Source organism: Pseudoalteromonas sp. SWN29, from assembly GCF_015864465.1.
Taxonomy (GTDB): Bacteria; Pseudomonadota; Gammaproteobacteria; order Enterobacterales; family Alteromonadaceae; genus Pseudoalteromonas.
In genome coordinates, this window is sequence record NZ_JADYXE010000029.1 from 1 (window position 1) to 23,268 (window position 23,268).

At 39.7% G+C, this 23,268-nt stretch carries 24 protein-coding genes; 7 read left to right on the forward strand and 17 right to left on the reverse strand.

Annotation, left to right across the window (positions count from 1 at the left end; all coding sequences use genetic code 11):
- Positions 1 to 108 precede the first annotated feature (108 nt).
- The 6 genes from hemF to I6F53_RS12190 all read right to left on the reverse strand — a co-directional run bounded on the left by hemF (position 109) and on the right by I6F53_RS12190 (position 5,056).
- Positions 109 to 1,059 carry an oxygen-dependent coproporphyrinogen oxidase gene (gene hemF / locus I6F53_RS12165; RefSeq protein ID WP_197239712.1) on the reverse strand — a complete coding sequence of 317 codons (951 nt, stop codon included), beginning with the start codon at positions 1,057 to 1,059 and terminating at the stop codon, positions 109 to 111.
- 1 nt (position 1,060) lies between these two features.
- On the reverse strand, positions 1,061 to 1,624 hold the full coding sequence (locus tag I6F53_RS12170) for an L-threonylcarbamoyladenylate synthase (protein ID WP_197239713.1): 564 nt from the start codon (positions 1,622 to 1,624) through the stop codon (positions 1,061 to 1,063).
- A 25-nt stretch (positions 1,625 to 1,649) separates the two neighbouring features.
- Positions 1,650 to 2,225: a DNA topoisomerase family protein gene (locus I6F53_RS12175; RefSeq protein WP_166421555.1), complete on the reverse strand. Its 576-nt coding sequence runs from the start codon at positions 2,223 to 2,225 to the stop codon at positions 1,650 to 1,652.
- 114 nt (positions 2,226 to 2,339) lie between these two features.
- Positions 2,340 to 2,813, reverse strand: a complete 474-nt coding sequence (locus tag I6F53_RS12180) for a DUF494 family protein (protein WP_197181689.1) — start codon at positions 2,811 to 2,813, stop codon at positions 2,340 to 2,342.
- A 1-nt stretch (position 2,814) separates the two neighbouring features.
- Positions 2,815 to 3,906 (reverse strand): DNA-processing protein DprA, encoded by a 1,092-nt coding sequence (gene dprA, locus I6F53_RS12185; protein WP_197239714.1) that lies wholly within the window; start codon positions 3,904 to 3,906, stop codon positions 2,815 to 2,817.
- Positions 3,907 to 3,937: 31 nt separating this feature from the next.
- A complete protein-coding gene (locus I6F53_RS12190; protein ID WP_197239715.1) occupies positions 3,938 to 5,056 on the reverse strand; it encodes a LysM peptidoglycan-binding domain-containing protein in 1,119 nt (372 codons plus the stop codon).
- 118 nt (positions 5,057 to 5,174) lie between these two features.
- Here I6F53_RS12190 and def point away from each other — a divergent pair, with 118 nt between their 5' ends.
- From def to trkA, 4 genes are all read left to right on the forward strand, one after another.
- A complete protein-coding gene (def, locus tag I6F53_RS12195; protein WP_197239717.1) occupies positions 5,175 to 5,678 on the forward strand; it encodes a peptide deformylase in 504 nt (167 codons plus the stop codon).
- A gap of 24 nt (positions 5,679 to 5,702) precedes the next feature.
- Positions 5,703 to 6,656 (forward strand): methionyl-tRNA formyltransferase, encoded by a 954-nt coding sequence (gene fmt, locus I6F53_RS12200; RefSeq protein ID WP_197239718.1) that lies wholly within the window; start codon positions 5,703 to 5,705, stop codon positions 6,654 to 6,656.
- Positions 6,649 to 7,944, forward strand: coding sequence for a 16S rRNA (cytosine(967)-C(5))-methyltransferase RsmB (gene rsmB, locus I6F53_RS12205; RefSeq protein ID WP_197239719.1), 1,296 nt, complete (start codon positions 6,649 to 6,651; stop codon positions 7,942 to 7,944). The genes fmt and rsmB overlap by 8 nt, the downstream gene beginning before the upstream one ends.
- A gap of 86 nt (positions 7,945 to 8,030) precedes the next feature.
- Positions 8,031 to 9,407: a Trk system potassium transporter TrkA gene (trkA, locus tag I6F53_RS12210; RefSeq protein WP_004335170.1), complete on the forward strand. Its 1,377-nt coding sequence runs from the start codon at positions 8,031 to 8,033 to the stop codon at positions 9,405 to 9,407.
- 94 nt (positions 9,408 to 9,501) lie between these two features.
- Here the strand turns inward: trkA and I6F53_RS12215 are convergent, their stop codons facing one another.
- From I6F53_RS12215 to I6F53_RS12255, 9 genes are all read right to left on the reverse strand, one after another.
- Positions 9,502 to 9,717, reverse strand: coding sequence for an EF-hand domain-containing protein (locus tag I6F53_RS12215; RefSeq protein ID WP_166421560.1), 216 nt, complete (start codon positions 9,715 to 9,717; stop codon positions 9,502 to 9,504).
- 77 nt (positions 9,718 to 9,794) lie between these two features.
- Positions 9,795 to 10,007: a calmodulin gene (locus tag I6F53_RS12220; protein WP_024599947.1), complete on the reverse strand. Its 213-nt coding sequence runs from the start codon at positions 10,005 to 10,007 to the stop codon at positions 9,795 to 9,797.
- A gap of 139 nt (positions 10,008 to 10,146) precedes the next feature.
- The gene (locus I6F53_RS12225) at positions 10,147 to 10,359 is read right to left on the reverse strand and encodes an EF-hand domain-containing protein (protein WP_166421561.1); all 213 of its coding nucleotides are present in this window, start codon (positions 10,357 to 10,359) and stop codon (positions 10,147 to 10,149) included.
- 62 nt (positions 10,360 to 10,421) lie between these two features.
- Positions 10,422 to 10,634, reverse strand: coding sequence for an EF-hand domain-containing protein (locus I6F53_RS12230; protein WP_149594817.1), 213 nt, complete (start codon positions 10,632 to 10,634; stop codon positions 10,422 to 10,424).
- Between the two features lie 463 nt (positions 10,635 to 11,097).
- Entirely contained in the window at positions 11,098 to 11,760 is a 663-nt protein-coding gene (locus tag I6F53_RS12235; RefSeq protein WP_197239721.1) for a flagellar brake domain-containing protein, read from the reverse strand.
- 44 nt (positions 11,761 to 11,804) lie between these two features.
- On the reverse strand, positions 11,805 to 13,256 hold the full coding sequence (locus I6F53_RS12240; protein WP_007584186.1) for a TrkH family potassium uptake protein: 1,452 nt from the start codon (positions 13,254 to 13,256) through the stop codon (positions 11,805 to 11,807).
- 96 nt (positions 13,257 to 13,352) lie between these two features.
- Positions 13,353 to 13,967, reverse strand: coding sequence for a YigZ family protein (locus tag I6F53_RS12245; RefSeq protein ID WP_007377640.1), 615 nt, complete (start codon positions 13,965 to 13,967; stop codon positions 13,353 to 13,355).
- Between the two features lie 88 nt (positions 13,968 to 14,055).
- Positions 14,056 to 15,378, reverse strand: coding sequence for a Xaa-Pro dipeptidase (gene pepQ / locus I6F53_RS12250; RefSeq protein ID WP_197161599.1), 1,323 nt, complete (start codon positions 15,376 to 15,378; stop codon positions 14,056 to 14,058).
- Between the two features lie 149 nt (positions 15,379 to 15,527).
- A complete protein-coding gene (locus I6F53_RS12255; protein ID WP_165729280.1) occupies positions 15,528 to 17,414 on the reverse strand; it encodes a transglycosylase SLT domain-containing protein in 1,887 nt (628 codons plus the stop codon).
- A 193-nt stretch (positions 17,415 to 17,607) separates the two neighbouring features.
- Between I6F53_RS12255 and fadB the strand changes: the two genes are divergently transcribed.
- The 3 genes from fadB (at position 17,608) to tusA (ending at position 21,497) form a co-directional block, all read left to right on the forward strand.
- Positions 17,608 to 19,767, forward strand: a complete 2,160-nt coding sequence (gene fadB / locus I6F53_RS12260) for a fatty acid oxidation complex subunit alpha FadB (protein WP_197181277.1) — start codon at positions 17,608 to 17,610, stop codon at positions 19,765 to 19,767.
- 4 nt (positions 19,768 to 19,771) lie between these two features.
- The gene (gene fadA / locus I6F53_RS12265) at positions 19,772 to 20,941 is read left to right on the forward strand and encodes an acetyl-CoA C-acyltransferase FadA (RefSeq protein ID WP_007584192.1); all 1,170 of its coding nucleotides are present in this window, start codon (positions 19,772 to 19,774) and stop codon (positions 20,939 to 20,941) included.
- Between the two features lie 316 nt (positions 20,942 to 21,257).
- Entirely contained in the window at positions 21,258 to 21,497 is a 240-nt protein-coding gene (tusA, locus tag I6F53_RS12270) for a sulfurtransferase TusA (RefSeq protein ID WP_007377644.1), read from the forward strand.
- 12 nt (positions 21,498 to 21,509) lie between these two features.
- Here tusA and I6F53_RS12275 read toward each other — a convergent pair whose 3' ends face one another.
- Positions 21,510 to 22,112, reverse strand: a complete 603-nt coding sequence (locus I6F53_RS12275; RefSeq protein WP_197239722.1) for a DUF4276 family protein — start codon at positions 22,110 to 22,112, stop codon at positions 21,510 to 21,512.
- Positions 22,106 to 23,227, reverse strand: a complete 1,122-nt coding sequence (locus I6F53_RS12280) for an AAA family ATPase (RefSeq protein WP_197239724.1) — start codon at positions 23,225 to 23,227, stop codon at positions 22,106 to 22,108. The genes I6F53_RS12275 and I6F53_RS12280 overlap by 7 nt, the downstream gene beginning before the upstream one ends.
- Positions 23,228 to 23,268 lie beyond the last annotated feature (41 nt).

Consider the following 23,268-nt stretch of genomic DNA (forward strand, 5'->3'; position numbering starts at 1 on the left):
CTGATCATGACATTGAGATTTAGTTCAAAAAAATCCCCGCTAATTTCTTAGCAGGGATTTGTGTATAAGAGACAGCTAATTAGCGCCATTTTGATTACTGTATAATTATTATAATTGCCATTCTCTGGCTATCAGCTCACTTGGTTGACTAGTTAGCCACTCTTGCGGGCGTAAGTAGTACTGATATAGGTTAGCTTCTGGGCTACTTGGCTCTGGTTTATAATTATATTCCCAGCGTGCGAGTGGTGGCATAGACATTAATATGGACTCTGTGCGTCCGCCACTTTGTAATCCAAATAAAGTGCCTCTATCCCATACTAAATTAAACTCAACGTAGCGTCCGCGACGATAAAGCTGAAAATCACGTTGTTGCTCTGTGTATTCATCATTTTTGCGACGTTCAATAATAGGTATATAAGCATCTAAAAAGCCATTACCCACCGATTGCATAAACGCAAAGCTCTTTTCAAAGCCAAGTTCGTTTAAGTCGTCAAAAAATAAACCGCCTACTCCGCGCGTCTCGTCTCTGTGCTTTAAATAAAAGTACTCGTCGCACCAGGTTTTATATTTTGGATAAACTTCGCCGCCAAATGGTGCGCAAATATCATGAGCAACTTGATGCCAATGTTGTACGTCTTCTAATACTGGGTAAAAAGGAGTGAGGTCAAATCCTCCACCAAACCACCATATTGGGTCTTCGCCTTCTTTTTCAGCTATAAAAAAGCGCACATTGGCATGACTTGTTGGTACATGAGGGTTTTTGGGATGAATAACTAACGACACACCACATGCATGAAAGCTTCGCCCTGCAAGCTCTGGTCTATGTGCTGTTGCAGAGCCAGGCATTGAAGCGCCAAATACATGAGAGTAATTAACTCCGCCTTGCTCTATTACAGCGCCGTTTGTAGTTACACGTGTACGACCACCACCGCCCTCTGCACGTTGCCAGTTATCTTCAATAAATTTAGCGCTGCCATCTGCGGCCTCTAAACCTTGGCAAATAGTGTCTTGCAAAGCCATAAAGTATGCTTTTACTTGATCTAATAATTCGCTTTGCATATTAACCTCTAAATATTTTGCCAGTCATGGCGTCTTTTATTGTGCTTGGCTGAGTATTACCACCTAACGGTTCGTCAACGTAAAAACCAACTTGCTCTGCAAATTGCGCTTTAGCTTGCTCAATACTAATAACAGTTTCTTGCCCTGTTAAGTTTGCACTCGTTGATACTAGCGGCTTACCAAACTCTTGGCATAAACGCTTTACTGTTGGATGGTTTGTTACCCTTACTGCGATAGTATCAAACTGCCCAGTTAACCATTTAGGCGTATTTTTAGAAGCAGGCATAACCCATGTCATTGCAGCAGGCCAACTGGAAAAAATATCAGCGCGTTTATCCATTGGTATTTTTGCATCGTCTACGTATTTTAATAATTGCCCGTAATTATCAGCAATTAAAATAAGCCCTTTTTCAACTGGGCGCTGTTTAATAGCTAATAGTGCCTCAACGGCTTGTTGATTATCTGGATCGCAACCTAAACCATATACAGCTTCTGTTGGGTATAAAATAACTTCGCCTTGCGTTAAGCATGTTATTGCAGTGGGCGTATTTGAAAGGTCTGACAAAGTAGTCTCCAGATATAATTAAACGTTATTCAGTTGGGGCGAGCTTATGCATGCAACTTTTTTGTGGGCATTGCAATAATGTACCGTTTGCCATATTTCTTTCAATGACGATTGGCCAATTACATTGTGGGCAAGGGTGTTCGACCGGTTTGTTATTAAGTGTGTATTTACAACTTGGGTAGCAATCACAAGAGTAAAATACTTTACCAAACTTATTACTACGCGCGACTAAATGACCTTTTTTACATTTTGGGCAACTAGGTAAAGTGTCTTCGCTTTGTTTTTCTTCATTTTCGTTAGCAATGTAATGACACTCTGGATAACCCGTACACCCAATAAACATACCGTAGCGGCCATTTTTAACCACCAGCGGCTTACTACATTCAGGACATGCTGAATCTTCTAATATTTTGATTTCATTACTATCGTGATGTGCCAACGGTCTAATAAAATCGCATTTAGGATAACTTGCACATCCTAAAAAAGGGCCTGATTTACTATTGCGGATCACTAACTCTGAACCACACTGTGGGCATATCTCGTATTCTTTTTCGAGGGCGTGCTTGTTCGCCGAGAAAAGCGAATGGTCGATTTTACTCATGGTGATCCTGATAGGTTGGTGAATTTTCGCCTAATATACCCAAACCACTTAAAGATACAAGCAATGCCGTGCTTATCCGTTTAAGTAATTTGAGTACAATCAAGATAATTATCTCTAATGAAGAAGTTCGCTGGGTTCATCAAAAATCAAATCTTCCATTTGCTCATACGCCTCCTCAGAGCCAGGAACATTAAATAAAATCATAAGTACAATCCATTTTAAATCCTCTAAACTTATGCTTGGTTTATCGAGTGAGGCTAAACAGTCCATTACCATTTCACGAGTCACATTGTTAATAACGCCTATTTGCTCTATAAACATTAAAAAGCCACGACACTCAGCACTGAGCCTTTGGCACTCGCTATCGGTAAATATACGCACGGCATATTTAGGGTTAGCTATTAAATAAGGAGATTCGTCACTGTGTTGTAAGTCGGCCAGTTGCTCTAGCCAATCAAGCGCTTTAAATATCTCAGGCTTATTAAAACCCGCGCGCAGTAGCTCATCAGTTAACTCATTTTGCTCGGCAAATATATCCGCTTCGCTATGAATGTAATTTTCAAAAAGATATAAAAGAATATCAAACATATTACCTTCCTGCGCTTAACTTAATATAACCATCTAGCACGCGCTCAATCTGATCGTCTAACTCTAAATCGAGCAACCTAGCGAGTACTTTGTCTATTGGCCACTGAGCACGACGTACAATGTCGTCTACGCTAGTTACTTCAAAACCAATACTATTTAAAACCTCACATTGAGAATTGGCTTGAATCGGTTGCTCTTTATTACCTAAGTTACTGTCGTAAGTAAAACTCACCTCATCAAGAATGTCGGCTACGTTTTCTACTAGCTTAGCGCCTTGCTTTATTAAAAAGTGACTTGCCTGCGCTAACGGGTTTTTGATAGAACCCGGTACTGCAAACACCTCTTTATTTTGCTCAAGCGCATAACGTACTGTTATTAACGAACCGCTTTTAATTTCAGCCTCAACAATAAGCACTCCCAACGATAACCCAGAAATAATACGATTACGACGCGGAAAATTATGTGCATTAGCAGCTGTTCCGGGTAAAAACTCACTCACCAGTAGGCCGCTTTCTAAAACCTGGTCTGTTAATAGTTTATGGCGTTTGGGATAGTAAATATCAACCCCAGTACCAAGCACTGCTATGGTTTTACCCGTACCAGCAAGAGAGCCCTTATGCGCTGCGCCATCTATTCCCCGCGCCATACCTGAGGTAACTGTAATACCAGCTAAAGTTAACTCGTATGCAAATTCTGAGGCTATTTCAAGCCCGGTGGGTGTCGCATTACGACTTCCTACTATTGCAATTTGCGGCGTAGATAATAACGAGACATCACCTCTACAAAATAGTAATAAAGGCGCGCTGGCAATCTGCCGAAGATCCTCAGGATAGAGCGCATCAAAAATACAGACTACAGTAATGCTCTGCTGCGCAATTAATTGCTCATAATGATTTACTTGCTGCCAATTAGTGTTGAGTAAATTACTCGCTTGATTAGCAGTTAATCCAAGCTTTAAAAGCTTGTCATGGGGTAAGTCGAATAACGACTCAAGGGAATAATGTGTAGATAATGCTAAAAGGGTTTTGATACCCAACCCTTTACACATATAAAAGGCAAGCCAGTGGGCTAGCTTGCCAGATGACTGATCCATGCTCTCTCCTAGAGCACCGACTCGCTACTTCTTAATGAATAACTGCAATATCTCCAATGCGAATTGGGTGCTGGTTTTTAGTTATTAATGCATAACTTACTTTGTCATACACTTTAAAGACAATTAGCTCGCCAACTTTTTCTTTAGGCATAGTCCACGTTGTATTTTCTTCGTCAGACTCACCACCAAATAATTGGCTTGCATCAGATAAAAGCTTCTCGTATTTACTAGAATCTTCTGGGTAACGAGGGCCACGAGGACCATCAATAACCGTTGGCGATTGACGTTCTAGATCTAATACATGACCTTCTTCTATATTTTGTTCACTGCCTAAGTTTAGCACCACAACATCCATTGTGCTGAATTCTCTAACGTGGCGTGGCGAAGCAATAATATTACCTGTTACAGGCTCAGAGGGACGGTGTATATTAAAGTACGCTGGAAGCATTTGACCTTCCATTGCTGGTATTAAAAAATCACCTTGTTGAATTTCTCGTTTAACCGATTCAACGCGTAACGACGAAGGTACACCATTGTGTTCATCACCCGATCTAAAGGCACGTGCTATACCCACAAAAGAAGCACGTGTTGCTAATACTTCACCGGTTAGATCTGTGTAAGGGTCACCCTTATGGTAAATGGTATACGCTTTATGAACTTGTAAGTCGCCTTTAGCATATAAAATGTGGCCTAACGTTTGTGTTTTAGTATTTTCGTTAGCACCTAAAATATAAGGCTTACCTTTAATATCGTCACTGTTCATTGCTTGCTCGTAACTGATATAAGGTTTAATCATTTCAAGCGGCAAGGTAGTAATAGCATTACGCCCTTTTGGTGTAATACGCCCCTGAGGAGATAATTTTCTATAGCCTTTATTGATCACTAAACGTGGGTTTCCATCGGCATCGTATATAAGCGCCAATGCATCACCGGGGTAAATTAGGTGTGGGTTGTCAATTTGTGGATTCATTTGCCAAAGTTCAGGCCAGAGCCAAGGCTCATTTAAATAGATGCCAGAAATATCCCAAAGCGTATCGCCTTTTTTTACAACATACTGTTTTGGAGCATCTTTTTTTATTTTAAGTACATCAGCGACTACGGGAAACGCAGCGCTTAACGTAAGCATGATTGCAAGTAATGGAGATTTCATTGAGCTTCCTTGTATTGTTTTTTCATTATTATTGCCCAAAACCTGTTAAAGGTGAACGCGAATGGCTAAAATAAGAGCATACAATACCCTAAATTAAGCACAAGTGAAAAAGGTAACTATGGCTAGGTTAGAAGTTTTAAGATTTCCAGATGAGCGTTTACGTACTATAGCAAAAGATGTTGCACAATTTGACGACACAGTACGTCAAATTGTAAAAGACATGCTAGAGACAATGTACGATGAAAATGGCATTGGGCTTGCAGCCACGCAAGTAGATATTCATCAACGAATAGTTGTTATTGATGTATCAGAAGAGCGCGATGAGCCACTGGTATTAATTAACCCACAAATTATCAAAAAAGACGGCTCTACCGTTAGCGAAGAAGGCTGTTTATCAGTACCTAACTCGTACGCAAAAGTAGACCGCGCAGAAACAGTAACAGTCGCTGCACTTAACGAAAACGGTGAAGAATTTGTACTAGATGCAGATGAATTACTGGCTATTTGTATTCAACACGAATTAGATCACCTTCAAGGTAAGCTGTTCATTGATTACTTATCTCCATTAAAGCGCCAACGTATTCGTAAAAAGCTTGAAAAAGAAGCCAAGTTTGCAGACTAGTAATAAGCACCTTAGGAAAACTCAGTGACTCAACCATTACGCATTATATTTGCCGGTACGCCGGACTTTGCCGCACGTCATTTACAAGCGCTGATTCAAAGCGAACACCAAATAGTGGGTGTATATAGCCAGCCAGACCGCCCAGCGGGTCGTGGTAAAAAATTAAAAGCCAGTGAAGTTAAAGCGCTAGCGCTTGAGCACGACTTACCGGTTTTTCAGCCTCAATCATTAAAAAATGATGAAGCACTAGCTGAGCTAACAAGCTTAAACGCCGACATTATGATAGTTGTAGCGTATGGCTTAATTTTACCTAAAGCTATATTAGAAGCCCCACGGTTAGGTTGCTTAAATGTGCATGGTTCTATATTACCGCGCTGGCGCGGTGCTGCACCTATTCAACGCGCAATTTGGGCAGGCGACGAGCAAACTGGCGTAACAATAATGCAAATGGATGAAGGGCTAGATACCGGCGATATGCTACATATAAGCCGCTGCCCTATTAGCGCCACCGAAACCAGCGAAAGTTTATATACAAAACTTGCTGAGCTAGGCCCAGACGCGTTAATTGAAACCATTAATAAATTAGCGAATGGTGAGATCACCCCTGAGCCTCAAAATGATGAACTTGCTAACTACGCTAAAAAGCTTTCTAAAGAGGAAGCTAATATCGACTGGTCAATGAGTGCGCTGCAAATTGAGCGAAACATTCGCTCTTTTAATCCATGGCCTGTGTGCTTTACCCAAATGGGTGGGCAAACAGTAAAGATTTATCAAGCGCAGGTTGTGCAGCAATTAGGTGATCCTGGGCAAATTTTGTCAAGCGACAAAAATGGTGTAGTAGTAGCATGTGGCGAACATGCTTTATGTATTACGCAATTACAACCGCAAGGTAAAAAACCAATGGCAATTAACGACTTTTTAAATGGTCGTAGTGACTGGGTTACTCCTGGCACAATATTAGGCGAAAACAATGAGTAATGTTCCAAACGTACGAGCGCTTGCCGCTGAAACTTTATATAACATAGTTGATAAAGGCGCATCGCTTAATCAAGAACTTCCATTTGCAAGCCAAGGCTTGCCGCCTAAAGATAAAGCGCTGCTACAGCAAATTTGTTACGGCGTTTTACGCTACTTACCTAGCCTTGAAAATTACTGCCAACACTTAGTAGAGCAGCCATTAAAAGGTAAACGTAGAATATTTCAGTTTTTATTATACGTGGGTATTTATCAACTGCAGCATATGCGCGTACCGCCACATGCTGCCATTTCAGAAACGGTAAATGCACTGGCTCAACTGCGCGCTTTAGGATTAAAAGGGCTAATAAACGCCATTTTACGTAGTTTTCAGCGCCAACAAACAGAGCTTGAAGAAAAAGCAAAACTGATCCCTGTGTGCTTATACAACCACCCAAATTGGTTTATCAAACAAGTTAAAGAAGCCTATCCAGATAGCTGGGAAGAGATACTTGCAGAAAACCAACAACAAGCACCTATGTGGTTACGTGTAAATCAATCGCAATTTAGTACGCAAGAATACAGCGATATGCTTAGCGCTAACGACATTGAACATACCTTAAACCCAGACTTTATAGATGGGATTAAGCTTGCCAAACCACGCGATGTATTTTCATTGCCTGAGTTTGATACGGGTGCATGTTCAGTACAAGATGCAGCAGCCCAACTTGCAGCACGCTTTTTAGAACCTAAAGCAGATGACTACATTTTAGATGCCTGTGCAGCACCTGGCGGTAAAACATGTCATATATTAGAGCTTGCTGATGCAGAAGTACTTGCACTTGATAGCGACGCAACTCGCCTTGAACGTGTTAAGCAAAACTTAACGCGTATTGGCTTAGGTGCAGACCTACAATGTGGCGATGCTTCACAACCACATACTTGGTGGGACGAAAAGTTATTTGATCGTATTTTGCTTGATGTGCCTTGTTCGGCTACTGGCGTAATTCGCCGTCACCCTGATATAAAATGGTTACGTCGCGCATCAGACATCGAAGACTTATCTAAATTACAAAGCGATATTCTTGATAGCATTTGGCCTCTGTTAAAACCAGGCGGCACATTGGTATATGCTACGTGTTCGGTACTCCCACAAGAAAACCAACTGCAAGTTGCTAAGTTTTTAGCTAATAACGATGACGTAGAGCATATTCCGCTACACGAAAATGATACCGTAACAACTCCTGGTTTGCAGTTATTACCCGGCGAAAGTGATGGATTTTATTACGCTAAACTAGTTAAAAAAGCCTAATAGCCGTACACTGAATAGTTAGCCATTTATGAAACATTAAATGGCTATTTTTTTAATTAAATTATGGTCAATACCACGGGTAAATAATGAAAATAATTATACTCGGTGCCGGGCAAGTTGGTGCTACGCTTGCTGAAAACTTAGTTGGCGAACAAAACGAAATTACCGTTGTTGATATAGACGGTAACCGATTACGTGAACTTCAAGATAAGTACGACTTACAAGGGGTTATGGGCCACAGCGCGCATCCTGATGTATTACGCCGTGCAGGCGCTGAAGATGCCGATATGATTATAGCGGTAACCAGTTCAGATGAAGTGAACATGGTGGCATGCCAAGTGGCATACAGTATTTTTAAAACCCCCACTAAAATTGCCCGCATTCGCTCAGAGCAATATTTAAAATACCGCGAAAAGCTTTTTCAAAACGATGATTTACCTATCGATCATTACATTGCCCCAGAAGCACTGGTCACTAAGTATATTCGCCGTTTAATTGACTACCCTGGTGCTCTGCAAGTATTGCAGTTTGCCGATGGCATGCTCTCGTTAGTCGCCGTAAAAGCTTACTATGGTGGTTTATTAGTAGGTTATGCGTTATCAGCACTTAAAGAACATATTCCTAATGTAGAAACTCGTGTTGCCGCTATTTATCGCCAGGGTAAAGCAATCAAACCACTGGGTACCACCGTTATTGAAGCCGACGACGAAGTATTCTTTATTGCCGCTACAAAACATATACGCGCAGTAATGAACGAGCTACAAAAACTTGAGCGTTCGTACAAAAAAATTATGATCGCTGGTGGCGGTAACATTGGTGCAGGCCTTGCCCGCTCACTTGAAAAAAATCACACAGTTAAACTTATTGAACGCAGTAAAGAACGTGCTGAGCAGCTCTCAGAAATGCTCGACAATACGGTCGTTTTTTGTGGTGACGCATCTGATCAAGAACTACTTTCAGAAGAACATATAGAACAAGTTGATGTATTTATTGCCGTAACCAACGACGATGAAGCAAACATTATGTCGGCCATGCTTGCAAAGCGTATGGGCGCACAGAAAACCATGGTGCTTATTCAGCGTGGAGCTTACGTTGATTTAGTACAAGGCGGCGAAATAGATATTGCCATATCACCGCAACAAGCCACTATATCAGCGTTATTAACTCACGTACGACGTGGTGATATTGTTAATGTGTATTCACTACGTAAAGGTGCGGCAGAAGCTATTGAAGCGGTTGCCCATGGTGATGAAAACACATCTAAAGTGGTTGGTCGTGCAATTGCCGATATAAAACTTCCGGCGGGTACCACTATTGGCGCAATAGTACGTAATGACGATGTGCTGATAGCCCACGACGATACAATTATTATGTCGGGCGATCATGTCATCATGTTTTTAATCGACAAAAAGCACATTACCGTTGTAGAAAAACTATTCCAAGTAAGTGCTATCTTCCTTTAATTATTTCCATTAATTAGCTCCTTAAATTAGTTAATTGAACACACAAAAAAGCCGCTGACTAAGGCGGCTTTAGTGGAGTATGCTTAAATAGTGATTACTGTACTTTTGAAAATTCTTCTTTAGAGATCTCACCATTACCATCAGTATCTAAATCATCAAAAATCTTTACAAGCTGAGGATTAACCTTCGCTTCTTCCATTGAAATCGCGCCGTCGCCATCTGCATCAAAAGAGGAAAAGTCTACTGCTGCGTATGCTGCTGATGAAGATGCTAAAACGATAACTGCAAGTGTTGTATTTAATGTTTTCATAATAATATTCCTAGTAAAATGGGAAGTCCTTTTCAAAGATCCCTGACTGTGAAAAATGTTTAACCTAAAGAGGTTAATTAGTAATTAGCAAACTCTTCTTTAGAAAGCTCGCCGCTACCGTCGGTATCTAGCTCAATAAACTCGGCCATTAAATCCGTATCGACTGCCGCTTCGCTTGGGCTAATTGTGCCGCTACCGTCGATATCAAGGCTGTCAAAATCTGATGCTGCAAATGCAGCTGAAGAAGACGCTAGTGCTATAAGTGCTAATGCTTTATTTAAATGTTTCATAACTTAATCCTTCAATGTTCTATCAAAAAAATTGCTTCGTTTAACTTAAAACGTAATTTTTCACTTCCTTGTTATCCTCTTTCGTAAGCTCCCTTGCCTACTTAGGTTGTCTTTGGCAACTCAGGATAAATACTTTAAATTAAGCTTCTGAAAATTCTTCTTTTGATAACTCACCATTTTGGTCAGTATCAAGTTCTGAGAACATACTCATTAGCTTTGCATCTACTGATGCTTCTGCTTGGCTAATTGCACCATTGCCATCTACATCTAATGTATCGAAATCTGTTGCTGCAAACGCGGCTGAAGAAGATGCTAGTGCCACAAGTGCTAATGCTTTATTTAATGTTTTCATAACGTGTATCCTTCAATTTTTTGAGTAATGTGGGCTCTTAGTAGCGCCCCAGAGTTTTAAGCTTATGCTTGTGAAAACTCTTCTTTAGATAGTTCGCCGTCTTGGTCTGTATCAAGTTCAGAGAACATACTCATTAATTTTGCGTCTACTGATGCTTCTGCTTGGCTAATTGTGCCACTGCCATCCACATCAAGTGTGTCAAAGTCTGTTGCAGCAAAAGCGGCTGAAGAAGATGCAATAGCGATAAGTGCTAAAGTTTTATTAATGCTTTTCATAATATGTATCCTTCAAATTTATGTGTGCGATTAAGTATTTCACTTTGAATCACGATTTCGTTCAGTACACCTAGACTATTACAACTTAGATGCCAACATTTAAAAGCTATTAAATTTCAGATAGTTAAATGTAAAACTCATAAAAAGAAGGGATTTTTAAAGTAATTACTGTTGCCTTTTAGCAACGCTCTTCAAAGTGGATATATTAAAACTATTAAAAACATATAGTTATGTTTAGATAAAAAGATACATTTTTAAATGTATGGAAATTAAAGAAGGGGATTTATAGAATAATTCAGATAAATTTTAACGAGGTAGATTTAATAACACAAAAAAAACCACAATAAATAATACGTAATGCACTGTTTTATTTAAATAATAATTTTAATTATAAAAACAATAAAAAGTATTTTATAAATACTGACGTAAAACACCTTTTTGTTGCAAATAAGCGAAAAGCTATTTATTCAACGGTAGGTTCGAGCGCTGCAGGGTCTATAAAATGCTCTTTCATAAAAGTTTTCATTTCATCCTCGCTTGCTAGTAACTTAATTCCACAACGCACGCCTGTGACATGTTCCTTAACACTGCAAATTTCGCCTTCAAAACTTTTATCACTGCTATTGAGTATTACTGTGCATTGCATATCTTTAATATTTTCATCTTTCTGATCACCTCTAATATCGAACATTACTCCGGTTAGCGAAATATCTTTAATGAGGCCTTCAAGTATTCTGTCGTCACTTAGTTTTAGCTTTGCAGGTAATAAGGTAGGTATACGCGTTTGCGAGCGCAGTGCAAATAACTGCACCTGCTTAGGATAGTTAATAAATATAAGCTTAGCCGGGTGAGACGCTACCGACATTATTTGTTGGCGAAACGCTATAACTTGCCCGCCGCCACCTTCAATTAATGCCCTAACTACAACCATTACACCATCACGTAAATAGTCACTACTAGCAGGTAAACGTCTAGAATTTGGATAATTTAAAATAATAAATTTATTTTCAAGCAAACCAACAAACTCGGTTTTTACACGTTTACTGTCGGTTGGGGTTAATATTTCTAAATCGACCAAACCACTTGTAGTTAGTTGATGTAATTTATCTAGATTTGAAGTTGGCATATCCCTTTCCCACTAACTTGTATTTTAAAATTTAAACGACTCGTTTAACCACGCCAAAATGTAGGCGTAAATAGCACTAATAAGGTAAATATTTCTAGGCGACCAAACACCATTGCAATGGTCAGTAACCATTTAGCACCATCGGTTATGGCACCATAGTGCGAGGCTACATCACCCAAGCCGGGGCCTAAGTTATTTAAACAAGCAGCAGTGGCTGAAAACGCCGTTATATTATCCATACCCGTGCCCATAAGCGCTAACATAATAATAATAAACACCAACGCATAAGCAGAGAAAAATCCCCACACAGCTTCTACTACTTTATCTGGCAGCGCCTTTCTACCCAGCTTGATTGAATATATAGCACGAGGATGAACCAAACGATTGAGCTCACGCACACCCTGCAAATAAAGTAAAAACACGCGCACTACTTTCATACCACCACCGGTAGAGCCTGCACAGCCACCAATAAAGCTCGAAAATATAAGTAAAATAGGTAAAAACAAAGGCCAAGTTGAAAAGTTATCAGTAGCAAAGCCTGCCGTTGTACTCATAGAAACAGCCTGAAATAACGCCTGATCGAGGGTTTCATCGCCATTAGCAAATATTTCATTAGAGGAAAGTACGGTAAAACAAATAACCACCAGCGCTAATTGAATACACAAAAACACCTTAAACTCAGGGTCTCGAATATAAACTTGTATGTTACGACTGGCTACTGCGGCGTAATGAAGGGAGAAGTTAACGGCGGCTATAATTAAAAAGAACACACAAATAAAGTTAATAACAGGGCTATCAAAGTGCCCCATAGAGGCATCGTAAGTAGAAAAACCACCAATAGCCACCGTTGAGAATGCATGACATATAGCATCAAACCACTCCATTCCTGCAGCCCAATAAGCCAGCATACAAGCAATAGTAAGCGACACGTAAATATACCAAAGATGCTTTGCTGTATCGGCAATTCGCGGGGTCATTTTGGAGTCTTTTACAGGCCCTGGTATTTCAGCGCGATATAACTGCATACCACCAACACCAAGCATAGGCAGTATAGCAACAGCAAGTACGATTATACCCATACCGCCAAACCACTGGAGTTGCTGGCGATAAAACAATACCGACTTGGGTAAGTACTCAATACCGGTAAGTACAGTAGCACCTGTGGTGGTTAAGCCTGAGAATGCTTCAAACACCGCATCGGCGAGCGATAGATTAGGTTCTTGTAAAAATATAAGCGGCAAGGACGCAAACGCCCCAAGTACCAGCCAAAACAAAACAACAATTAAAAAGCCTTCACGTGCTTTTAAGTCACCGTTTTCATGGCGGTTTGGGTAATAAGCCATCATGCCAATAACAACACTAAAGATAAATGCTAAAACAAAAGGAACACCACCACCGTCTTTATATATTAAAGACACTAGTGCCGGGGGCACCATGGTAATACTAAACAGCGCAACAAGTTGGCCAAGAATTTTTATGATGGTACGAAATTGCATTTAGCTTGTCGCTTTTATTATTAGTAAATTCAGGCTGAGTAGTATCAACCAAATTAAATAGAGTCAGTATGCATTACATGTAATTTGTGTAGGTTATTACTCTTTAATAGTTAACTCAACTGCGCCGTGACTTAAATCAAAAATATCTTTGATTGCTTGCTGAGCTTCGCGGCTATCTATAGTAATGACCCATTCAATATTAGCAGTAAATTGCTTATCAATATTAAGCACTTGATACTTTGTTTTTAATAACTGCTCTATAGCACCTTGCATGCTGTATTCACTACTCCCAGTAATTTCAACACTGGGAACTTTAAGTACCGTTTGCAATTTTACTAATGCATTATTTAATGAGCCACCATAAGCACGTACTAATCCGCCCGTGCCTAATTTTATTCCGCCAAAGTAACGTGTAACTACAGCTGTGATTTCGCCAAGGCCTGAACCCACCAGCACATTTAACATAGGCTTTCCTGCCGTGCCATTTGGCTCACCATCATCCGAAAAACCATAAACATGGCTGCCACCGGGGTTGCCTGCCACATGTGCCCAGCAGTTATGACGAGCATCGCTATACTTTTCTTCAATACTTTTAATAAATGCTTTGGCTGAATTTAAATCGGGGGTATGTGCAATGTGAACTATAAACGTACTTTTTTTAATTTCTTCTTGATGAAAAACGTCAGCAGCGGGATATTTATATTCAGACATATTTTAAACTTGTAAAAAGGGGGCCAAAAGGCCCCTTTAAATAATGTACGTATTTTAACGTGTATAAACTAATTAGTGTTAACTAGAATTAATCGAGCGCTAAATCTCGTGTCATATTTTCTAAGCTATCTTCGTGAACAATAATGTTATCTTCAATACGAATACCGCCAAATGGTTTAAATGACTCAACCTTTTCCCAATTAATAAACTGCTTATTATCGGTTTGTGCTAAATCACCAAGCAGTGAATCAATAAAGTATAAACCCGGTTCAATAGTAAACACTTGGTTTTTCTCTATTCGACGAGTACAACGCAAGAACGGATGACCTTCAGGCGATGGCTGATGAGTGCCTTTTTCGTCACTCATAAAGCCGCCCATATCATGCACTTGTAAACCAAGGTGATGCCCTAGACCATGCGGGAAGAAAGTAGAGGTAATTTTACGCTCAACAATTTCCTCAGCAGGTAAATTAACAATTTTAAAATCACTTAGAATTTGTGCTATACGGTTATGGCATTCAACGTGTAAATCACCATAAAGCATACCCGGCTTTAAACCTTTACCTAGTTCTATTTGTTGAACTGTCATAGCTTGTACAAGCTCAGCAAACTCACCCTGCTTTTTAAAATCATACGTACGAGTAATATCAGCAGCATAACCATTAAAGTTTGCACCAGCATCAATTAAAAATGAGTTATGAGTGTGTGGCGCTTTTGGATCAAAGTGCGTGTAGTGCAAAATAGCGCAGTTTTCGTTAAGCGCAACAATGTTGCCGTACGGCATTTCATTTTCGCTTTGACGTGTTGCCATTAAGTACGCTTGCTGAATATCGAACTCGCTACCACCATTAAAGAATGTGTCGCGTGCAGCTTTATGCCCATCTACTGCAATGCGGTTAGCGTTGCGTAAACATTCAAGTTCGTACTGCGTTTTATAAGCGCGGTGGTAATGAAAATAGTTAAGTACAGGCTCAGGGTTCATAATACTAAAACCAAGTGCTTGCGCTACTTCAATATATTCGCCCATGTAAGCGTATTTAGCTTTGTCGTATGGTAATAACTTTTCAACTTGATCAGGCTGAAGTAATAGCTCTATATCAAAGTACTCAGCCCAAAAGTCGCGAGGCTCGTCTGGTACTTTATGCCAAAAATCTACTGGACGATAAAATATTAGTTTTGGTTTGTCGCTGCCATTTACCACAATCCAGCAATGAGGATTATCAATAACCGGTAACCACGCTTTAAACTGTGGATTAACTTTAAATGGATAATACATATCATCTAAAAACTGGCGCTTAGCTTGGCCTGAATGAATTACTAATCCTTCTAACCCTTCGCTATTACAAATTGTACGAGTACGCTGTTGCAGTGTTGCAATATGTTCGGCGTATAAAACGGCTAATTTATCCATTGTTAATCCATCTGTTAAATTTAACTTGCTCTGAGTCTACCACTTAAACACTAAGCGCTCAAAAAAGGGGGATATTTAACATGTAAACATCCCCCTTATTAATACCTATACCTATCGTGTTAAGTTATTGGTCGATTGGTATCATATATTCAACCGCCCATTTTCATTTCGAGTAGCGGCGCTAATACATTACCTTCTCGGCCCATTCTTGTATGGTAAACCTGTCTGTACGCAAATACATTTTTTACGTAATCACGGGTTTCGCGATACGGAATAAGCTCTACCCATAACTCAGCCGGAATAGCGTCATCAGGTAACCAACGCTTTATACGGTGATAACCCGCATTATAAGAAGCTGTTGCCAGCACTTCATTGCCATGGTTTTTCTTTTTTAAGTATTGTAAGTAACTCGTACCCAACCTAATATTTGTTTTAGGTTGATATAAACGACTACTTGTCACACTGCCTTTATTTACATACTCAGCAGTACTAGGTAATAACTGCATTAAACCACGTGCATTAGCATGCGAGCGTGCATCTGGCGCAAAAGAGCTTTCGCGCCTTGCAATAGCAATACTCCAGGCAACATCTATCTTGCTACGTTTACTGTAGCGCTCAAAAACATCTTGAAACGCAAACGGAAAACGTTGCTCTACGTTATCCCACGCTTTAATTTTTGCTAAAGTAAAAATAGTACTGTCGTGCCAACCTAAATCGGTAGATAGTTGTGATGCTGCTAGCTTTTCTTCATCGCTAGACGTATCCGTTAAATAATTCCACTCACGGCGCGCCGACGTAAAGCGCTCAATATCGTAAAGTGCTTTTGCGCGCTTATAACCTGGTGCATTCCTTACTTTATCTACAAGTACCTTATCAACAGCTAAAGGTTGATTATTTAAATCAACAGGTAAACCCAAACGCGCAGCTGCTAAAAAGCCGTAATAATCACGATTAGCCGCTACGGTTTTCCAAATGTCGTCGGCTTTTTGTTGCTCACCACGTTTTGCATAGCTGTAAGCTAACCAATATTGTTGGCCAAGGCTTAAGTTTTCTTTACCTGTAAAAAACGCAGCGATACCTTCCCAATCTTGGGTTTTGAGCATATTGCCCAGTTGCCATTGAATAAGCTTGCTGTCTAGTCGCTCTTTTGGCACTTTATTTAGCCAAAAGCTCGCTTGTTTATGCCCGCTTGAAGCAAGCGACAATGCAAAAGTGTAATACACACCCGCTTTTTCCTCATCACTGTACTTAAATATTTTTTCTAACTTTTCCCACGCCTTCAAAGCAAGCTCTTTATCGCGCCATATTAAACGCTTAACACCATAAAGTGCTATTTGGCCTTCTTTAGCTGACTTATTTTTATATCTATATAATCCAGCTGCAGCGCTTGGATCTTTACGTACTTTTAAATATAAATCTGCTAAGTAGCTTTCATTTTTAGGTAACAGCGTTTTTAAATAAGGTAGTAAGCTTTGCGTACCGCCATCAGCAGCAAGTGTAACGCGCTTCCAAACGGTTTCTTCTTTCATGTAGCCTTTTTTACGCCACTGTGAAAATAAACTATCGCACTCATTTGGCTGCGACTTACCCACAGCCCATAGGTCGGTTACCTGATTAAATATTGCTTTTTCAGGTGCGCCCAAATCAAGCTGAAAATCTAAATAAGTACAGGTAAGCCCAGTATTAGACGTTTCACGGTAATTACGAATATAAGCTGCTTTTTTATTTTTCTTTTTTAAATACTCTAACCATGCTTTACGTACCGGCCACTCAAGCGGAGTATGTTGATATATGTTTAAATAGTCTTCTATCTCTGCTTGATACTTAATATTTGGATGGCGCTGCCAATATGTTTTTTCAACGTAAGGTTTCAACGGATGATTTAAGCCACTAACCGCTTCTTTAAAGTCTTGGTAGCTTCCGTACCTTACTTTTTTTTCGGCATCTAAAAATGCCTCGTTATCGATACTTGCCTCGGCAGAATAAAGAGGGAAAATGAATGCAGCTGCCGCAACACTTAATAAATATTTTTTCATAATGTCCTTTAATAAAAAATTAAAGTAGTGAATAAAAACTTTTCAACCACCTTAGCACCAAACCAGCTATATTTTAACCAGTCGATTGTAACCGAGTTAAATTTTTCGTTGCATTTTTAATTTAAAGCAAGCACACTGATTGAAATGCAAACTCATCGTACCAGTCTTAGTTCGTCAACTAGGGAGAATAATAATGTTATATAAAAGCGATTCCTTTGAAGTTAGCTTCCTAAAGGAAAGCATCGCCGAGTTTAAGTTTTGTGTTGCAGGTTCTGTAAACACATTATCTCAAAAAACTCTTTCAGATTGCGCGGCAGCATTAAAAGAATTAGCCGCTAATACTGATATCAAAGGCATGATTTTTACCAGTGATAAAGAGCACTTTATTATTGGTGCCGATATCTTCGAATTTTTACCAACGTTTACTAAACCAGAAGCAGAATTAGTAACGTGGATCAAAAATGCAACAGACGTTTTTGATGCAATCGAAGATTTACCATTCCCAACCCTAACCGCTATAAACGGTATGGCACTTGGCGGTGGTTGTGAGTGGGCACTTGCTACCGATTATCGTATAGCAAGCGAAACTGCTAAAATGGGCCTACCAGAAGTTAAGCTTGGCATAATGCCTGGTTTTGGTGGCACAGTGCGCTTACCACGTATCATTGGCGCCGATAACGCAATGATGTGGATTACCTCTGGCGCAGAAAATCGCGCAGCAGATGCCCTTAAAGTAGGTGCGTTTGACGCGGTAGTTAGTACTGACAAACTTTTAGAGTCAAGTGTATCAACGCTTGAACTTGCGATTGCTGGCAAGCTAGATTGGCAAGCAAAACGTAACGTAAAACTACAGCCACTTAAATTAAACCGTGTTGAGCAAGGCATGAGCTTTGCAATGGCAGAAGGTATGGTAATGGGTAAAACCAAAGGCCACTATCCTGCACCGGTTATGGCTGTACGTACTATTAAAGCAGCGGCAAACTGTACTCGCGATGAAGCAATGGCAATCGAAAATGCCAACTTTGCTAAATTAGCACGTACACCAGAAGCAGCAGCTCAAACAGGTATATTCCTAGCTGACCAATACATTAAAGGTAAAGCACGTAAATTTGCTAAGCACAGCGATGTAGAAATTAAACAAGCAGCTGTATTAGGTGCAGGTATTATGGGCGGCGGTATTGCATACCAGTCTGCTTATAAAGGCACACCTATTATAATGAAAGACATCCAACAAGATGCGCTTGATTTAGGTATGGGTGAAGCGTCTAAGTTATTAGGTGCAAAAGTTAAGCGTGGCCACATGCCAATGGAAAAAATGTTGGCAACTCTTAGTAAAATCAAACCAACACTTAACGATTCAGACCTACAAAGCGCCAACATTATTGTTGAAGCCGTTGTAGAAAACCCTAAAGTTAAGCAAGCAGTACTCGCTGATCTTGAAAAGAACATGCCAGAAGGCACTGTACTTACTTCAAACACATCGACTATTTGTATTGATTTACTAGCAGAAGCGCTAGATAAGCCAGAAAATTTCTGTGGTATGCACTTTTTCAACCCAGTGCCAAAAATGCCATTAGTAGAAATTATCCGTGGTGCAAAAACCTCAGATAAAACGATTAATGCAGTAGTTGATTACGCGCTTAAATTAGGTAAATCACCAATTGTTGTTAACGATTGCCCAGGCTTTTTTGTAAACCGTGTTTTATTCCCTTACTTTGCAGGTTTTAGCAAATTAGTGGTTGAAGGCGCTAACTTTGCAAAAGTAGATAAAGTAATGGAAAACGTATTTGGCTGGCCTATGGGTCCGGCTTACTTACTTGATGTTGTAGGTATTGATACAGCGTTCCATTGTACTGGCGTAATGGCTGACGGTTTCCCTGAGCGTATGGCGCGTGCTGATAAAGACCCTGTAACTATTTTTGCCAACGAAAAACGTTTTGGTCAAAAGAACAAAGCCGGTTTTTACAAATACGAAACAGATCGTCGCGGTCGTCTTAAAAAGTCTCATGACGAGACAGCAGTTGAGCTATTAAGCCCAATTACAGATGCACCAAAAGAATTTGATAAACAAGAAATCATCGACCGTTGTATGATTCCAATGATTAACGAAGTGCTACTTTGTTTGCAAGAAGGCATTGTTGCCTCTCCGCAAGAAGCAGATATGGCATTAGTTTATGGTGTTGGTTTCCCTCCATTTAGAGGCGGCGCGTTCCGTTACTTAGATCAAACTGGATTAGCTAACTTTGTTGCAGCAGCAGACAAATACGCTCACCTAGGTGCGATTTACCAAGTATCTGAGCAAACTCGCAAGTGGGCCGAAGAAGGTCGTGTTTTCTATAAGGTGGAAGGTTAATATCATGAATAATCCAGTAATTGTAGATTGTATCCGCACACCAATGGGTCGCTCTAAAAGTGGCGTATTCAAACATAAACGTGCTGAAGACTTAAGCGCACATTTAATGAAAGGCTTACTTGATCGCAACCCAGCAGTTGATCCAGCATCAATTGACGATATTTATTGGGGTTGTGTACAACAAACATTAGAGCAAGGCTTTAACGTAGCACGTAACGCAGCATTACTTGCCGGTATTCCGCACAGCGTACCTGCTGTAACGGTTAACCGTTTATGTGGCTCGTCAATGCAAGCATTGCATGACGCTGCACGCGCAATAATGACAGGCGCTGGCGACACTTACCTAATTGGTGGTGTTGAGCACATGGGCCACGTACCTATGACTCACGGCAACGACTTTCACCCAGGCTTAGCAACAACGATTGCACAAGCATCGGGCTCAATGGGCTTAACAGCAGAATACCTTGCAACGCTTCATGGCATTAGCCGTGAGCAACAAGATGAATTTGCTTATCGCTCACATCAACGTGCACAAGCTGCAACTGTTGAAGGCCGTTTCCGTCGCGAAATATTAGCAATGGAAGGTCACGCAGCAGATGGTTCTCTTATCTTAGTTGAAGACGACGAAGTAATTCGCCCAGAAACAACAGTAGAAGGCCTATCAAAGCTTCGCCCTGTATTTAATCCTGCATCGGGTACGGTAACAGCCGGTACGTCTTCTGCACTTTCTGACGGCGCATCTGCAATGTTAGTTATGAGCGAAGAAAAAGCAAAAGAACTTGGCTTGCCAATTCGTGCTCGCATTAAAGCAATGGCAGTCGCGGGTTGCGATCCATCAATTATGGGTTACGGCCCAGTACCAGCAAGTAAAAAAGCACTTGCACAAGCCGGTATTACAATTGATGACTTAGGCGTAGTAGAGCTTAACGAAGCCTTTGCAGCACAATCATTACCTGTAATGAAAGATTTAGGGTTAATGGATGTTGTTGACGAAAAAGTGAATTTAAATGGCGGCGCAATCGCACTTGGTCACCCACTGGGTTGTTCGGGTTCGCGTATTAGCACATCGCTTATTCACTTAATGGAAGACAAAAATGTACGATACGGTTTAGCAACTATGTGTATTGGTTTAGGCCAAGGCATTGCAACTGTATTTGAACGTGTTCAAGACTAATTAGTTTGAACATGTAAAACCATCTTGGTGATTAAAAAGGCGGACTGATTTTATTCAGTTCGCCTTTTTTATTAGCTGCAATAGATGAAAACGACCTTTTATCAAACAAGCATGTAACAGCATAATTATGTGATCGGGCGTATTATTAAATAAAGCATTTTGAAGCTGCTAAAAGCATTAAATAAAATGCTGATCTAGATCTAAGTAAAATAGTTAAATTACACTTAAAATTGCGTTAAACTTCCAAACTTATTAATTGCTATACCTAAGCACTCACTGACGCAGCAATCACTTTAATTAAACAGGCCAATTTATTATGAGCTTTGATAACCCCGATCACCAATTAGATGCCATAGGCCTACGCTGTCCAGAGCCAGTAATGATGGTACGCGCTGCAATTCGTAAAATGAGTGATGGTGAAACGTTATTAATAACCGCTGATGACCCGTCAACAACTCGCGACATTCCAAGTTTTTGTACGTTTATGGATCACACGCTGGTGGCTAAAGATGCAGAAGAAGCACCGTATAGATATGTGGTGAAAAAAGGGTTGTAAATTACTTTATGACTACTTATCGTTAATTTTCTCTATTTTATGAAGCCACTCATTAAAACCCGAACATTTATTTCGTATTGCTTCTACTCCAATAGCCTCAGCAATACGAGGGCCATGTGTTGTTTTTCTATACCGAACAACAGACATAATTCTTTTTGATGGTGCAGTCTGCGGCGAATTATTTATCTTTTCAGGATCACCCCTAAACTCCTGTAATAAACCATCTGCCCACTCTTTAAGGTTTGCTTGTCTCATTATTAATGCAAAACTTTTTGGGCATGAGAATAATATACCTTCAAACTCATACATTTGCACAAAAGGTATCAATCGACCTCTAATATTTTCGCCTACAGCATTCAAAATACGCATTTCTAATGAGAGCTTAGTTTCACCTGCTACTTTATTTTTAAATCCATAGAAATCATAAAAAGTAGTTACATAATCAAAATTATTAGCTATTTTTTTCAGTTCGCTACGTACCTTATCTATATTTACATCACCTTGCATACATATTGGGGTCATAAACAAGTTTTTTTGAGCTAGATAAGGTGCTAAAACTTTTTTAACGAATATCTCTTCTGTTTGCCCTTCAACTGAAATTCCTATTCTTACCATTCTGGACGGCCCCCGATAAGATTTTTAGACCAAATATCTCCCATTGAAAAATCATCTAGCCATTCTGATAACTCATCTGTAGAAACTCTCTTAAATTCAGATTTACCTTCATTTTGATCGACCACAATGAAGTCATCAGGGTTAAACTTATTCGCAAAAGTTACCGACTGCGTTGAACAGATAACTTGATTATCCTTTGACGTTACTTTTACTATTTCTGCTAACTCATCTAATGCCGCAGGGTGTAACCCAAGCTCAGGTTCATCTAAAATAATAGTTTTTGGCCTTAGCGTTTCAGGCTGTAAGAATAAAGTAGCCATACAAATAAATCGTATTGTTCCATCTGATAACTGATTAGCTGAAAATGGTTCGTCATTTTGTTTATGTAACCATTTTAATAAGATGCGCTTTGAATTATCGTTCCCCCGTGGCTCCAAATAAAAATCATGAAAATATGGTGCTATATTTTGTATAGCCTCAACTATGTCTAAATATGCATTACTATATTCTTCTAAAGTTGAATGCTTTAGATAATATAAAAATGCAGCGATATTGCTTGCATCTGTATATAAATAGTCTACAGCATCAAGATCACAGGCTTGTTTGAACCCTGCAGTATCACTAGTGTCGTGAAAGTGATAAACACGACAATCATTTAGATATAATTTTGTATATTTCTTCACATGGGGACTATCAGCTTTTATGCTATGTGCTAAGCCACTTTCTCCTTTAGTACCTTGAATAGAAAAACTTTTAGAAGAGCTTCTTATCGAACAATATTCCGTATTAAATATTAATGTATCGTCATTAATACCGTGTCCAAATGTTGCATGATAGCCATTATATCCAACGTCAATATCAATGCTTATTTCTTTAGTTTTCTTTGGCCCAAAATGAAAAAAAGCACTTGCTGATCCATGTTTTTGAACATAATTTTGTAGTTTACCTTCTGATAAGTGCCTCAAGAAAGTAAACAAGGAAATAAAATTTGATTTACCTGAACCATTCGCACCAATCAATATATTGATCGGTTTGATTTCTAGCTCAAAGTTTTTTATTGATTTGAACCCTTTAACAACCACTTTACCTAAGTGATTATTAGTTGAATCTGACATAACTTACCAACTTAACCAAAGTATGAATATACACCTAAAGC